At 66.3% G+C, this 12,287-nt stretch carries 14 protein-coding genes; 9 read left to right on the forward strand and 5 right to left on the reverse strand.

The features are described 5' to 3' along the window. Positions 1-12: 12 nt before the first annotated feature. Genes LTT66_RS22085 through LTT66_RS22095 form a run of 3 tightly spaced genes read right to left on the reverse strand, consistent with a single transcriptional unit; the run spans position 13 to position 2,727 of the window. Positions 13-447 carry a molybdenum cofactor biosynthesis protein MoaE gene (locus tag LTT66_RS22085; protein WP_233060412.1) on the reverse strand — a complete coding sequence of 145 codons (435 nt, stop codon included), beginning with the start codon at positions 445-447 and terminating at the stop codon, positions 13-15. Further along, positions 434-1,486 (reverse strand): bifunctional molybdenum cofactor biosynthesis protein MoaC/MoaB, encoded by a 1,053-nt coding sequence (gene moaCB, locus LTT66_RS22090; protein WP_233060413.1) that lies wholly within the window; start codon positions 1,484-1,486, stop codon positions 434-436. The genes LTT66_RS22085 and moaCB overlap by 14 nt, the downstream gene beginning before the upstream one ends. After that, positions 1,483-2,727, reverse strand: a complete 1,245-nt coding sequence (locus tag LTT66_RS22095; RefSeq protein ID WP_233060414.1) for a molybdopterin molybdotransferase MoeA — start codon at positions 2,725-2,727, stop codon at positions 1,483-1,485. The genes moaCB and LTT66_RS22095 overlap by 4 nt, the downstream gene beginning before the upstream one ends. Positions 2,728-2,904: 177 nt before the next feature. On the opposite strand from LTT66_RS22095, the gene moaA reads away from it, so the two are divergent. Beyond that, positions 2,905-3,963 carry a GTP 3',8-cyclase MoaA gene (moaA, locus tag LTT66_RS22100; protein WP_233060416.1) on the forward strand — a complete coding sequence of 353 codons (1,059 nt, stop codon included), beginning with the start codon at positions 2,905-2,907 and terminating at the stop codon, positions 3,961-3,963. Continuing rightward, positions 3,956-4,198 (forward strand): MoaD/ThiS family protein, encoded by a 243-nt coding sequence (locus LTT66_RS22105; protein ID WP_181718831.1) that lies wholly within the window; start codon positions 3,956-3,958, stop codon positions 4,196-4,198. The genes moaA and LTT66_RS22105 overlap by 8 nt, the downstream gene beginning before the upstream one ends. A gap of 209 nt (positions 4,199-4,407) precedes the next feature. On the opposite strand, the gene nadE is transcribed toward LTT66_RS22105, so the two are convergent. Both nadE and LTT66_RS22115 read right to left on the reverse strand, forming a co-directional pair. Further along, positions 4,408-5,232: an ammonia-dependent NAD(+) synthetase gene (gene nadE / locus LTT66_RS22110; RefSeq protein WP_181718828.1), complete on the reverse strand. Its 825-nt coding sequence runs from the start codon at positions 5,230-5,232 to the stop codon at positions 4,408-4,410. A 22-nt stretch (positions 5,233-5,254) separates the two neighbouring features. Continuing rightward, on the reverse strand, positions 5,255-5,860 hold the full coding sequence (locus tag LTT66_RS22115) for a TetR/AcrR family transcriptional regulator (RefSeq protein ID WP_233069350.1): 606 nt from the start codon (positions 5,858-5,860) through the stop codon (positions 5,255-5,257). 144 nt (positions 5,861-6,004) lie between these two features. On the opposite strand from LTT66_RS22115, the gene LTT66_RS22120 reads away from it, so the two are divergent. The 7 genes from LTT66_RS22120 to LTT66_RS22150 all read left to right on the forward strand — a co-directional run bounded on the left by LTT66_RS22120 (position 6,005) and on the right by LTT66_RS22150 (position 12,257). Further along, positions 6,005-6,631, forward strand: coding sequence for an NAD(P)H-dependent oxidoreductase (locus tag LTT66_RS22120; RefSeq protein WP_233060417.1), 627 nt, complete (start codon positions 6,005-6,007; stop codon positions 6,629-6,631). A 394-nt stretch (positions 6,632-7,025) separates the two neighbouring features. Then, on the forward strand, positions 7,026-7,259 hold the full coding sequence (locus LTT66_RS22125; protein WP_181718826.1) for a redoxin NrdH: 234 nt from the start codon (positions 7,026-7,028) through the stop codon (positions 7,257-7,259). Positions 7,260-7,329: 70 nt separating this feature from the next. Further along, the gene (gene nrdI / locus LTT66_RS22130) at positions 7,330-7,791 is read left to right on the forward strand and encodes a class Ib ribonucleoside-diphosphate reductase assembly flavoprotein NrdI (RefSeq protein ID WP_181718825.1); all 462 of its coding nucleotides are present in this window, start codon (positions 7,330-7,332) and stop codon (positions 7,789-7,791) included. 62 nt (positions 7,792-7,853) lie between these two features. Continuing rightward, complete coding sequence (gene nrdE, locus LTT66_RS22135; protein ID WP_233069351.1) at positions 7,854-9,935, forward strand: class 1b ribonucleoside-diphosphate reductase subunit alpha; 2,082 nt, start codon at positions 7,854-7,856, stop codon at positions 9,933-9,935. An 85-nt stretch (positions 9,936-10,020) separates the two neighbouring features. After that, entirely contained in the window at positions 10,021-10,842 is an 822-nt protein-coding gene (locus tag LTT66_RS22140; protein ID WP_233060418.1) for an SAM-dependent methyltransferase, read from the forward strand. A gap of 438 nt (positions 10,843-11,280) precedes the next feature. Then, a complete protein-coding gene (locus LTT66_RS22145; protein WP_233060419.1) occupies positions 11,281-11,928 on the forward strand; it encodes a hypothetical protein in 648 nt (215 codons plus the stop codon). Then, positions 11,928-12,257 carry a hypothetical protein gene (locus LTT66_RS22150; protein WP_233060420.1) on the forward strand — a complete coding sequence of 110 codons (330 nt, stop codon included), beginning with the start codon at positions 11,928-11,930 and terminating at the stop codon, positions 12,255-12,257. The genes LTT66_RS22145 and LTT66_RS22150 overlap by 1 nt, the downstream gene beginning before the upstream one ends. The last annotated feature ends 30 nt before the right edge of the window (positions 12,258-12,287 follow it).

A 12,287-nucleotide genomic window follows, 5' to 3' on the forward strand; every position in this document is an offset into this window, starting at 1 on the left:
GTCACGGGGAGATCACCCGCAGGCGTTCACCCATTCGGACAGGCCGTCGGCGAACAATTGGCGCTTCCAGATGGGGACTTCGTGTTTGATCCGGTCCACCAGTTCGGCGCAGGCCGCGAACGCCTCGCCGCGATGCGCCGCCGCGACCGCGACGACGATCGCGCGGTCACCGATGCTGAGCGATCCGACGCGGTGCGCGGCGGCGACCGGCAAGCCGTGCGCGGCGGCGAGTTCCGCGCAGACAGTGTGCAGGAAGCGCTCCGCCTGCGGATGCGCGGAGTACTCCAGCGCCGAAACGGACTGTCCGCCATCGTGGTCGCGGACCTTCCCGGTGAACACCACGACCGCACCGTAGTGCGGCCCGGTGACCGCCGCCTCGACCTCCGCCGCGTCGAGCGGCTGGTCGCTGATCCGGGCGAGCCGGACCGTGGCCTCAGCCGTTGTCATGACTTCCACCTCCGGCAACTTGTGCGAGCAGATGATCGAGCAGCGGTTCCAGCACCGCGATGCCGTCTCGGACGCCGCCCGGCGAGCCGGGCAGATTCACGACCACCGAGTGCCCCGCGAGCCCGGCCACGCCGCGACTGAGTGCGGCGAGCGGGAATTTCGCGGTGCCGCGTTGACGGATCGCCTCCGCCACGCCCGGCAGTTCGCGGTCGAGCACGGCGAGGGTGGCTTCGGGAGTCGCGTCGGTGGGGGAGGCGCCCGTGCCGCCGGTGCTGATGACGAGGGCGGGTTCGAAGCGCAACGCGTCGGACAGTCCGTATTCGATCTCGGCGTCGGCGTAGACCAGTGGACCGCGCACCGAGAATCCGAGACCGGCCAGCCAGTCCACGAGCACCGGGCCGGTCGTGTCGGCGCGGGTGCCCGCCGCGACGCCGGTCGAGGCGACCAGTACCACGGCCGAGCGTTCCCCCTCGTCGAATGCCGGTTCGGTGGCCTCGGCGGTTTCCTCCGCGGCCTCCGCACCGGCGGCGAGGTCCTCTTCGGCGGAAGGCCCGCTCGTGTCCTCGTCGGCCGGGCGCTCCCAATGTCCGCGCTTGCCGCCTTCTTTGGCGAGCAGCCGCACGTCGGTGAGGGTAGCCGCGGGATCGACCGCCTTCACCATGTCGTGCAGGGTGAGCCCGGCGACCGCGACCGCGGTGAGCGCCTCCATCTCGACACCCGTGGGGCCCTTGGTCTTCGCGGTGGCCTCGATGGTGATGGCGGTGTCGGTGAAACCGAACTCCACCCGCACCGACGAGAGCGCCAGCTGATGGCACAGCGGAATCAGCTCGGAGGTCTTCTTCGCACCCGCGATGCCCGCGATGCGGGCGGTGGACAGCACGTCCGCCTTCGGCAGGTCGTCGGCCCGGACCAGGGCGACCACCTCGGCCGTGGTGCGCAACTCGCCTGCCGCGACGGCGATCCGGCTGGTCTCGCTCTTCGCGCTCACATCGACCATGCGGGCGCGACCTTCCTGGTCGACATGGGACAGCTCGCTCATAGTGACCACACTCGCACAAGCGCTCCCGCGGGCAGCGCGGTGACCTCGGCGGGCACGTCGATCAGCACGTCGGCCCAGGCCATGGCCGCTACCAGATGCGAGCCCGCGCCGGACACGACCTCCACCGCCTCCGGCTGCCGGGGCGCCTGCGCTTGCCCCGGCCGCGCGCGGACGAGCTTGCCGCGCAGGAATTGACGTTTGCCCTCCGGCGAGCGCGCGATGGCGGTGCGCAGCGGAAGCTGGTAGGCGTCCACCTCGGGCAGCCCGGCGAGGTGGCGCAGCATCGGGCGGGCGAAGACCTCGAACGAGACCATCGTGCTGACCGGGTTGCCGGGGAAGCTGAGCACCGGCACGCCGTCGACGACGGTCAGTCCCTGTGGGCCGCCCGGTTGCATCGCGACCGCGCCGAACTGGCCGCCCATCGGCTCGAGCACGTCCTTGACCACCTCGAAATCGCCCTTGGACACCCCGCCGGAGGTGAACACCACATCGGCGCCGGCGGTCGCGGCCGACAGCAGCGCGCGGAAGCGCGCCGGATCGTCGGTGCTGTGCGCGACCGAGACGACGTCGACGCCGTTCGCCGTGAGCGCCGCGGCGAGGGCGACGCCGTTGGAGTTGTAGATCTGCCCGGGACGCAGGGTTTTTCCGGCCGCGACCAGTTCGTCGCCGGTGGTGATCACGGCGGCGCGTACCGCGCGGAAGACCGCCACCGCGGGCAGGCCGACCGCGGCGAGCGCGGCGACGTGCCGAGGCGCGAGCACCGTGCCCGCCCGCACGAGCAAGTCCCCGGTCCGGACGTCGGTGCCCGGTTCCCGTACGAATTCGCCTGCGCCACGGACGCGTTCGATGGTCACCGTGCCGTCGCCCGCGTAAGTGTCCTCCACCGGCACGACGCAGTCCGCGCCGGGCGGGATCGGTGCGCCGGTCATCACCTTCATCGCCGCACCCTCCGGCAGCGGCGCGCGGCCCGCCGCGCCCGCCGCGATCACGCCGGTCAAGGGCAGGGTGACCGGCGCGACCAGCACCGATTCCGCGCGCACCGCGTATCCGTCCATCGCGGAGTTGCGGAACACCGGCAAGTCGATCGGCGAACGGACGTCCTCGGCCACCTGCCTGCCCAGCGCCCGTGGCACCGCGGCGGACTCGACCGCGCGCGCGGCGAGCGGCCGCAGCAGCTGTTCGATGCTGTCGCGGTAGTCGTCGACGGGCCTGGCCGACAGACCGGCGGGCCGAGGGTTCATGCGAGTCAGCCTAACGCCCGATCGGAGCGGTTTTCCGCCGCTGTCGCCGGGCGCCGGTTCGCCAGCGGGTCGCTCGGCGTCGCGGGCAGGCGCCTCACCGCCGGTTCGCGATCGTGGTGAGCCTCGGGCGGGTATTCCGCCCGATGACGAATCGGGATAGGCGGTCATAATGGACGTGTGACTCTGGTCGAGATCGGGATACCCGCCGTGCGTTCCGGGCGTCCCTCGCTCGCCGGCCGTCCCGACACCCCCCACTTGCTGGATCGTTTCGGACGCGTCGCCCGCGACCTGCGCATTTCCATCACCGAGAAGTGTTCGCTGCGCTGTACCTATTGCATGCCGGAGGAGGGGTTGCCGGAGATCCCCCGGCACGAACTGCTCACGGTGGACGAGATCGTGCGGCTGGTGCGCCTCGCGGTGCGCGATCTGGGGGTGCGCGAGGTTCGCTTCACCGGGGGCGAGCCGCTGATGCGCCGAGACCTGGAACACATCATCTCCGGTTGTCATGCCGAGGTGCCGCACATCCCGCTGGCCATGACGACCAACGGCATCGGGCTCGAGCACCGTGCGTTCGGCCTCGCCGCCGCGGGCCTGCACCGGGTGAACGTGTCGCTGGACACCGTCGACCGGGCCGGTTTCGCGCGGCTGACGCGCCGCGACCGTCTCGAATCGGTGTTCGCGGGCATCCGCGCCGCCCGTGCCGCGGGGCTGGCCCCGATCAAGGTCAATGCCGTCTTGATGCGCGAAACCCTCTCCGGCGCGGCGGATCTGCTGCGCTGGTGTCTGGACGAGAGCTGCGAGCTGCGTTTCATCGAGGAGATGCCGCTCGACGCCGACCACGAGTGGGCGCGCGCCAACATGGTCACCGCCGCCGAACTGCTCGAGGTGCTCGGTACCCGGTTCGACCTCACCGAGGTCGGCCGCGCCGATCCGTCGGCTCCGGCGGAGAAGTGGCTGGTCGACGGCGGCCCCGGCACCGTGGGCATCATCGCCACGGTGACCCGCAAGTTCTGCGACACCTGCGACCGCACCCGGCTCACCGCCGACGGCATGCTGCGCTCCTGCCTGTTCAGCGACCAGGAGTTCGATCTGCGCCAGGCGCTGCGCTCCGGCGCCGGCGACGAGGAGGTCGCGACCCTCTGGCGCGGCGCGATGTGGAACAAGTGGGCAGGTCACGGCATCGATGCCGAGGGCTTCATCCCCCCGGAGCGGACGATGGGAGCCATCGGTGGTTGAGATCCGCTATTTCGCCGCGATCGCCGACGCCGTCGGCAAGGACAGCGAAACCCTGGACTTGCCGGCCGGGGCCACGGTGGCCGACCTGCGCGCCGCCCTATCGGCGACCTACGGTCCGGACCTGGACAAGATGCTGTCGGTGTGCGCGTACCTGATCGGCGACGAGCTCACCCGGGATCCCACATCCGCGCTCAGCCCGCGCGTCGACGTCCTGCCCCCTTTCGCGGGCGGATAGACCGCGCCCGCCGGGCGAGGATCTCCAGTCGTGCCCGCGGTCGACCGGGTCGCACGTGATTCCTGCGACCCCGCGCCGATCCGCTGCGGCGCAGCGGTCGTCGGCGGGAGGCGCGCGGAACTACCGGGCGGCGCTGGAACTCGCGGGCAACCACCAGGTACGGCGGTTCCTGGCGCGCCGTCTCGCGGGATGCGAGTCGGTCCGGGCGCTCAGCGCCACCAGGTGTCCAGCGGCGTCACCGGGACGGTGCGCTTATGGCGGGTGTCGCGGAAGATCTTCTCCAGCCGCTCGGCGACCTCGGGAGTGACCTCTTTGCCCTCCAGGTAGTCGTCGATCTCGCTGTAGCGCAGGCCGAGCGCCTCCTCGTCGGGCAAGGCGGGCCGGTCGTCCTCCAGATCGGCGGTGGGCACCTTGGACCAGATGCTGGCGGGCGCGCCGAGTTCCTGCAGCAGCGCCGCGCCCTGACGCTTGGTGAGGCCGGTCAGAGGGGTGAGGTCGACGCCGCCGTCGCCGTACTTGGTGAAGAATCCGGTGACCGCCTCGGCCGCGTGGTCGGTGCCGACGACGAGCAGGTTCTCCTGCCCGGCCAGAGCGTACTGGATCACCATGCGTTCGCGGGCTTTGATGTTGCCGCGCACGAAGTCGCGCAAGTTGTCCACCTGCAACCCGGACGCCGTCTCGGCGGCTGCCGCGTTCGCGCTGGGGCGGACGTTCACGACCACCTGCCGATCGGGCTGGACGAAGGTCAGCGCGGTCAGCGCGTCGGCCTCGTCGGCCTGCACGCCGTAGGGCAGCCGCACGGCGAGGAACGTCGCGTCCACGCCGTCGCCGCGCAGTTCCTCGGCCGCGAGCTGGCACAGCCGACCGGCGAGCGCGCTGTCCTGCCCCCCGCTGATGCCGAGGACGAAACCTCGTGCGGGAGTGGCGTTCAGATAATCCTTGAGAAAATCGATCCGGCGGCGCACCTCGTCCTTCGGTTCGATGCTCGGCAGGACGCCCAATTCGCTGATGATCTGTTCGCGCAGATTCCCCATGGCGCCCGAGTCTACTGGCCGATCACCGGCCGACAACGCGCCGAACGACGCTCTCCCAGTTGTCGCCGATCTGTTCACGGGTATAGCCGAGAACCTGCATCTGGTGCATGATCAGCGCCGCGCCCAGCATCGCCAGCAGCCAGTCGGCGACGAGCAGGAGGTCACCGGGCGCGTCGGCCTGCCGCAACAGCATCACGACGTGCGCGCGCAGCAATCCGTACGGCCCGCCGGAATAGCGGTCACCGGCCTCGCCGAGTTCAGCGGCGCGGTGCAGTTCGCCTTCCACTTCGATGTCCAAGAGCCGGGCCCGCCCGAAGGCGACCAGCCGTTCCACCGGGGGTGCGCCGGGACCCAGCGGCGGCGGTCCGAAGATGAACGACTCCTGGTACTTCCGCTCCGAGTGGTCCAGCAGCGCGAGCATCAGGCCGGACCGGCTGCCGAACCGGCGGAACACCGTCCCCTTGCCGACCCCGGCGCGTTTGGCCAGCGCGTCCATGGTGAGGCTGTCCACGCCCTGCTCACGCACCAGCTGCTGCGCCGCGTCCAGCAGCAGCCGGCGGTTGCGCGCCGCGTCGGCGCGCTCGGCGGGCTCCGACGCGCCGAGCAGCGGCGCGCCGACGTCGAGCAGCCGGCGCGGGCCGGATGTGGACGCGTCCGATGTGGGGTAGTTCACAGCGCTCACGCAGACTCCGCGGGAAGTATTCGGACCGTGGTCCGGTTAGTGTGTGGTGAACGTAAGGACACCACACCATTCAGTACACCAGGAGTCGTCATGAGTGAGCGAAGCGAGCAAATCGTCAACCCAGCGTCCGTCGACTCCGGCGAGGCCGGGAGTCGGACCCGCGTTCTCGCACTCGTCGGCAGCCTGCGTGCCGCCTCGGTCAACCGGCGGCTCGCCGAGGCTGCCGCGCATACCGCGCCGGAAGGTGTCGAGGTCATCCTCTATGACGGCCTCGCCGGCATCCCGTTCTACAACGAGGACATCGATGTCCCCGGCGCCGTTCCCGCCGCCGCCCAGGCGCTGCGCGAGGCGGTCGCCGAGGCGGACGGCCTGCTGGTCGTGACGCCGGAGTACAACGGCACGCTGTCGGCGGTGCTGAAGAACGCGATCGACTGGGCTTCCCGCCCGTACGGCGCGGGCGCCATCAAGGGCAAGCCCACCGCCGTGGTGAGCGCGTCGATCAGCCCGAACGCGGCGCAGTGGGCGCACGGTGACGCGGTGAAGGCGCTCGGTGTGGCGGGCGCGCAGGTGGTCGAGTCCGCGCATCTGCACTTCGGGGTCGTGGGCGAGCGGTTCGGCGCCGGGCATCCGCGTGACGACGCCGAGGCGCTGACCCAGCTGGCCGGTACCGTGCGCGAACTGGTCGAGGCCACGCGCGGCGAATTGGCGTCGGTGTAAGCTCCATCTCCGGTCTCGGACGAGGGTCATCGCTGCGTGTGCAGCGGTGGCCCTCTTCGCTTGCCAGATAGTTTGCTGGAAGTATGCTGACGCGCTGGGCAGTGATCTGCACCACTGTTTGATCCAGGGGTGAATCGAGCGTCCTGGTACTTCTCTCGATGGAATTTCATCAATGTGACTCGCTACATGTCGTGTTGTAGGAATCTGTCGGCCACTAGGTGTAGTGTCTTCGCTACTGGAAGACGGTGAGAGGCCCCCCTCTCTAGGAGTCGGTCACATGTGGCTGATCAGGGGATTCGAGTCCGGCTCCAGGAGTTTGCGCAGCATACGTTGGATCGTGCATTGCATACGGATCTCAGGCTGTGGATCAGGCACAAGGAGAGAGGGACATCAATTGACCGTCACTGTGTACACCAAGCCCGCTTGCGTCCAGTGCAACGCCACCTACAAGGCCCTCGACAAGGCCGGGGTGGACTACGAGGTCATCGACATCTCGGAGAACGACGACGCGCGTGACTACGTCATGGCCCTCGGGTACTTGCAGGCGCCGGTCGTGGTGGCGGGGGACGATCACTGGTCGGGTTTCCGGCCCGACCGCATCAAGTCGCTCGCGACAGTGGCGGCCTGAGGCGCTTCCACCGCTTCCGGTTCATCCGAAGGGCGAGCGCCGCGGCGCTCGGCGAGAGAGGAAGGCGACCATGCCGGACACGACGGCGCTGGTCTACTTCTCCAGCGCTTCGGAGAACACGCATCGCTTCGTCGAGAAGCTGGGCCTCCCGGCGACTCGCATACCACTGCACACCGCCGACTCGCTGCGCGTAGACGAACCGTACGTGCTGATCGTCCCCACCTATGGGGGCGGTCGGCACGTGCTCGGGGGCGACCGTTCCGACAAAGATTTCGTACCGCGGCAGGTCGCGAAGTTCCTCAACGATCCGCACAACCGGGCGTTGCTGCGTGGCGTCATCGCGGCGGGGAACACGAACTTCGGCGACACCTTCTGCTACGCGGGCGAGCTGATCGCACGCAAGTGCGGCGTGCCGTACCTGTATCGCTTCGAACTCATGGGAACCGCTGAGGACGTCGAACGCGTCCGAGAGGGATTGGGATTGTTTTGGCAACAGCAACGACAGCACCGGCCGGAAAAACAGCTCGCTTAGAGCAGCCCCCGGTCCGCGGCGCCGAAGCGGGCGAGGTCCTCGACTACCACGCCCTCAACGCCATGCTGAACCTGTACGGTCCGGACGGCGAGATCCAGTTCGACAAGGACCGTGAGGCCGCCAACCAGTACTTCCTGCAGCACGTCAACCAGAACACCGTCTTCTTCCACAACCTGGACGAGAAGCTGGACTACCTGGTCGAGGAGAACTACTACGAGGCAGAGGTTCTCGACCAGTACAGCCGCGAGTTCATCAAGAAGCTGTTCAAGCGGGCCTACGCCAAGAAGTTCCGGTTCCCGACCTTCCTCGGCGCGTTCAAGTACTACACCTCGTACACGCTGAAGACCTTCGACGGCAAGCGCTACCTGGAGCGGTTCGAGGACCGGGTGTGCATGGTCGCGCTCACGCTCGCCGCCGGTGACGAAGAGCTGGCTGGCAAGCTGGTCGACGAGATCATCGAGGGCCGCTTCCAGCCGGCCACCCCGACCTTCCTGAACTCGGGCAAGAAGCAGCGCGGCGAGCCGGTGTCGTGCTTCCTGCTGCGCATCGAGGACAACATGGAGTCCATCGGGCGCTCGATCAACTCCGCGCTGCAGCTGTCCAAGCGCGGCGGCGGGGTCGCCTTGCTGCTGAGCAACATCCGCGAGCACGGCGCGCCGATCAAGAAGATCGAGAACCAGAGCTCGGGCGTCATCCCGATCATGAAGCTGCTCGAGGACTCCTTCTCCTACGCCAACCAGCTCGGCGCGCGTCAGGGCGCGGGCGCGGTCTACTTGCACGCGCACCACCCGGACATCTACCGGTTCCTGGACACCAAGCGGGAGAACGCGGACGAGAAGATCCGCATCAAGACCCTCTCGCTGGGCGTGGTCATCCCGGACATCACCTTCGAGCTGGCCAAGAAGAACGAGGACATGTACCTGTTCTCGCCCTACGACGTCGAGCGCATCTACGGCAAGCCGTTCGCCGACATCGACGTCACCGAGAAGTACTACGAGATGGTCGACGACAAGCGCATCCGCAAGTCGAAGATCAAGGCGCGCGAGTTCTTCCAGACCATCGCGGAGCTGCAGTTCGAGTCCGGCTACCCGTACATCATGTTCGAGGACACGGTGAACCGGGCCAACCCGATCGCGGGCAAGATCACCCACTCCAATTTGTGCTCGGAGATCCTGCAGGTCTCCACGCCCTCGGAGTTCAACGACGACCTGTCCTACGCCAAGGTGGGCAAGGACATCTCGTGCAACCTCGGGTCGCTGAACATCGCCAAGACGATGGACTCACCCGACTTCGCGCAGACCATCGAGGTGGCCATCCGGGCGCTGACCGCGGTGTCGGACCAGACCCACATCTACTCGGTGCCCTCCATCGAGCAGGGCAACAACACCTCGCACGCCATCGGCCTCGGGCAGATGAATCTGCACGGCTATCTGGCGCGGGAACGGGTCCACTACGGGTCCGAAGAAGGCATCGATTTCACCAACATCTACTTCTACACCGTGGTCTACCACGCGATCCGGGCGTCGAACCGGATCGCGATCGAGCGCGGCACGTACTTCGGCGGCTTCCCCGAATCGAAGTACGCCAGCGGCGAGTACTTCGACAGGTACACCGATCAGGCGTGGGAGCCGAAGACCGATCGCGTCCGGCAGCTGTTCGCCGACGCGGGCGTGCACATCCCGACCCAGGAGGACTGGCGGGAGCTGAAGGCCTCGGTCATGGCACACGGCATCTACAACCAGAACCTGCAGGCGGTGCCGCCGACCGGGTCGATCTCCTACATCAACCACTCCACCAGCTCCATCCACCCGGTGGCGTCGAAGATCGAGATCCGCAAGGAAGGCAAGATCGGGCGCGTCTACTACCCGGCGCCCTACATGACCAACGACAACCTCGAGTACTACGAGGACGCCTACGAGATCGGCTACGAGAAGATCATCGACACCTACGCCGCGGCCACCCAGCACGTGGACCAGGGCCTGTCGCTGACGCTGTTCTTCAAGGACTCCGCCACCACCCGCGATCTCAACCGAGCCCAGATCTACGCCTGGCGCAAGGGCATCAAGACCCTCTACTACATCCGGCTGCGCCAGATGGCCCTGGAGGGAACCGAAGTCGAGGGTTGCGTCTCCTGCATGCTGTAGTTACCGAGCTTCTGTCGCGGGCAGTGCCCGGCCCGTATCTGGAATATGCTGGCGCAGAAGCGATCTGGTAGCGATAGGAACGACGATGACCGATCTCGGCGGCGACGCCGCGCCGCTCCGGCCGATTCACGACCCGAGCGTGCCGAGCAGCGCCCGAATATACGACTACGTCCTGGGTGGGAAAGACCATTACCAGGCGGATCGGGACGCGGCCGAGAAGGTGGTCGCGGCGTTTCCCACCGTCCGTGTCGCCGCTCGGCAGAACCGGCTGTTCATGCACCGCGCGGTGAACGCCCTCACCGCGCTGGGCGTGACACAGTTCCTCGACATCGGCACCGGCATCCCCACCGAGCCGAACCTGCACCAGGTGGCCCAGGCGCCGCGGCCCGAGGCGCGCGTGGTCTACGTGGACAACGACCCGATCGTGTTGAGCCACGCCCGTGCTCTGCTCACCGGCACCCCGGAGGGACGCACCGCCTACGTCGATGCCGACCTGAAAGATCCCGCCGCGATCCTGTCCGCGCCCGCGCTCCTCGACACCCTGGACCTGAAGCGCCCGGTGGCACTGAGCCTGGTGGCCGTACTGCATTTCCTGTCCGACGAGCACAACCCCTACTCGATCGTCGAGACGTTGCTGGACGCCCTTGCCCCGGGTTCGTTCCTCGTGGTTTCGCATATCACCGCCGACCTCGAACCGGAGATCATGTCCGACGCCCTCGCCGTGTACCGGCAGAGCGGTGTCTACGCCCAAGCGCGCACACGGGACGAAGTCGCCCGATTCTTCACCGGATTGGAACTACTGGACCCGGGAGTCGTCGTCGCCAACCAGTGGCGTCCGGCGACGGAGTCACCGGCATGGCTCGACGCGCAAGTGAACTGCTGGAGCGCGGTCGGCCGAAAGCGGTGACCCTGCCCGCGCCCAAGTCCCAATTGGATCAGGTTTGATCTGATATGGGTGGGCTCGTTTGAGCGTTCATTGACAGGGGTGGATAGGTTCAGTAGCTGTCCGATCGCTCAACGAGTTTCATGCAGAAGCGCCCCGCGGATGGTTGGTTGACAGAACGATCAGACGACTGAGAGCATGGCTGCCGTCGTCGTGTGCGGCGTACTGACAATTCTGGGGTGATTTCGGTTCGCGCGAAGACGCCGTACGACTGGAGAGTCGCGGCGCGAAGGTCGGACGGTTAGCGGAATGGGGGTGCTTCTGATTTTTGATCCGTATCTTACTTTATACGATGCGAGCGTGTCCTCGTCATATGTACACGTCGCTGATGGTAATGGGATAAAGCACTCGAATAGGGTGTAGTCGAGTCGACCGCTGTCAGGATGCGGAGAGGAAGAATGTATGGCTTCGAATTATCACTTGTACGGCGATGATCTGGATGACATGGGGAGGGGTGATGCCGGAGGCAAGGATACTTTGCAGCAGCCGCAGAAGTCTTCCCTGGTGAGGGTGGAAATCGGTAGTGATCGTCTGCCTACAAGTGTCGAACTGGCTCGCAGCTGGAAAGAAGCGTTCGACCCGTTGCACTATGGTCGATCCATCATGGATGCATACGACTATGCAGTATTTGAATTGACGATGCATTACGTGGATTCGGCCACGTCACCGCCATCGACTTTGCCAACTTTGCGTGAGGTCACACCTTTGCTGTTGCAGACCCGCACTTACGAAGAATATCGAGATCTGTACAATCGGCTATATCTAGAGGAGGTGTATACCGTTCACGGCCCGGGTTCCAACGAATACGACGAACCCGCTATGACGGTGACCGCGACGCTATCCAGCCTTGTTTCCGTTGACATCGACCCGAGTTGGGCCAAGAAAATCGAGGCGGACTTCATCGCGCAAGATATCATCGAATGTTTCGATCAGGTGCGCGCAAAAAAGCCAGAATGGGTCAGAGATGTCTATCTGGATCAAGAATCCGAGCAAGAATTGGCTGCTCGTCTAATCAAGCACGAACGGCAACTGCTGAGGAATGAGTTCTAATGGCTGATGGCATGAAGGCGGAGTTGGACCGCCTTGAGGGCGCGTCGAAGACTTGGATAAACGATGTGGCACCCGCATTGCGGAACGTTGCTGCATCGATCGAGGAGTTGAAATACTCGTCGCTACAATTCGGGCCACTCTTTATTCTGGCATGGAAGAACTACAGCATAGCCGCGGCATATATTCAGGACCGACTCAATGAGGGTGCTCCTGCGGCCGAACAAATCGGAACTGCTCTGTACAGCGCGGTGGTCAGTTTGCATGAACAGCAGGTGGAGCAAAAGGAGGGCTTGGAAAAGCTCGCGGGAGAGATGGACTTTTCGATCTAATGGGAAACGGCGCAAACCCGACGATAGATC

It is taken from the genome of Nocardia gipuzkoensis, assembly GCF_021183645.1.
Taxonomy (GTDB): domain Bacteria; phylum Actinomycetota; class Actinomycetes; order Mycobacteriales; family Mycobacteriaceae; genus Nocardia; species Nocardia abscessus.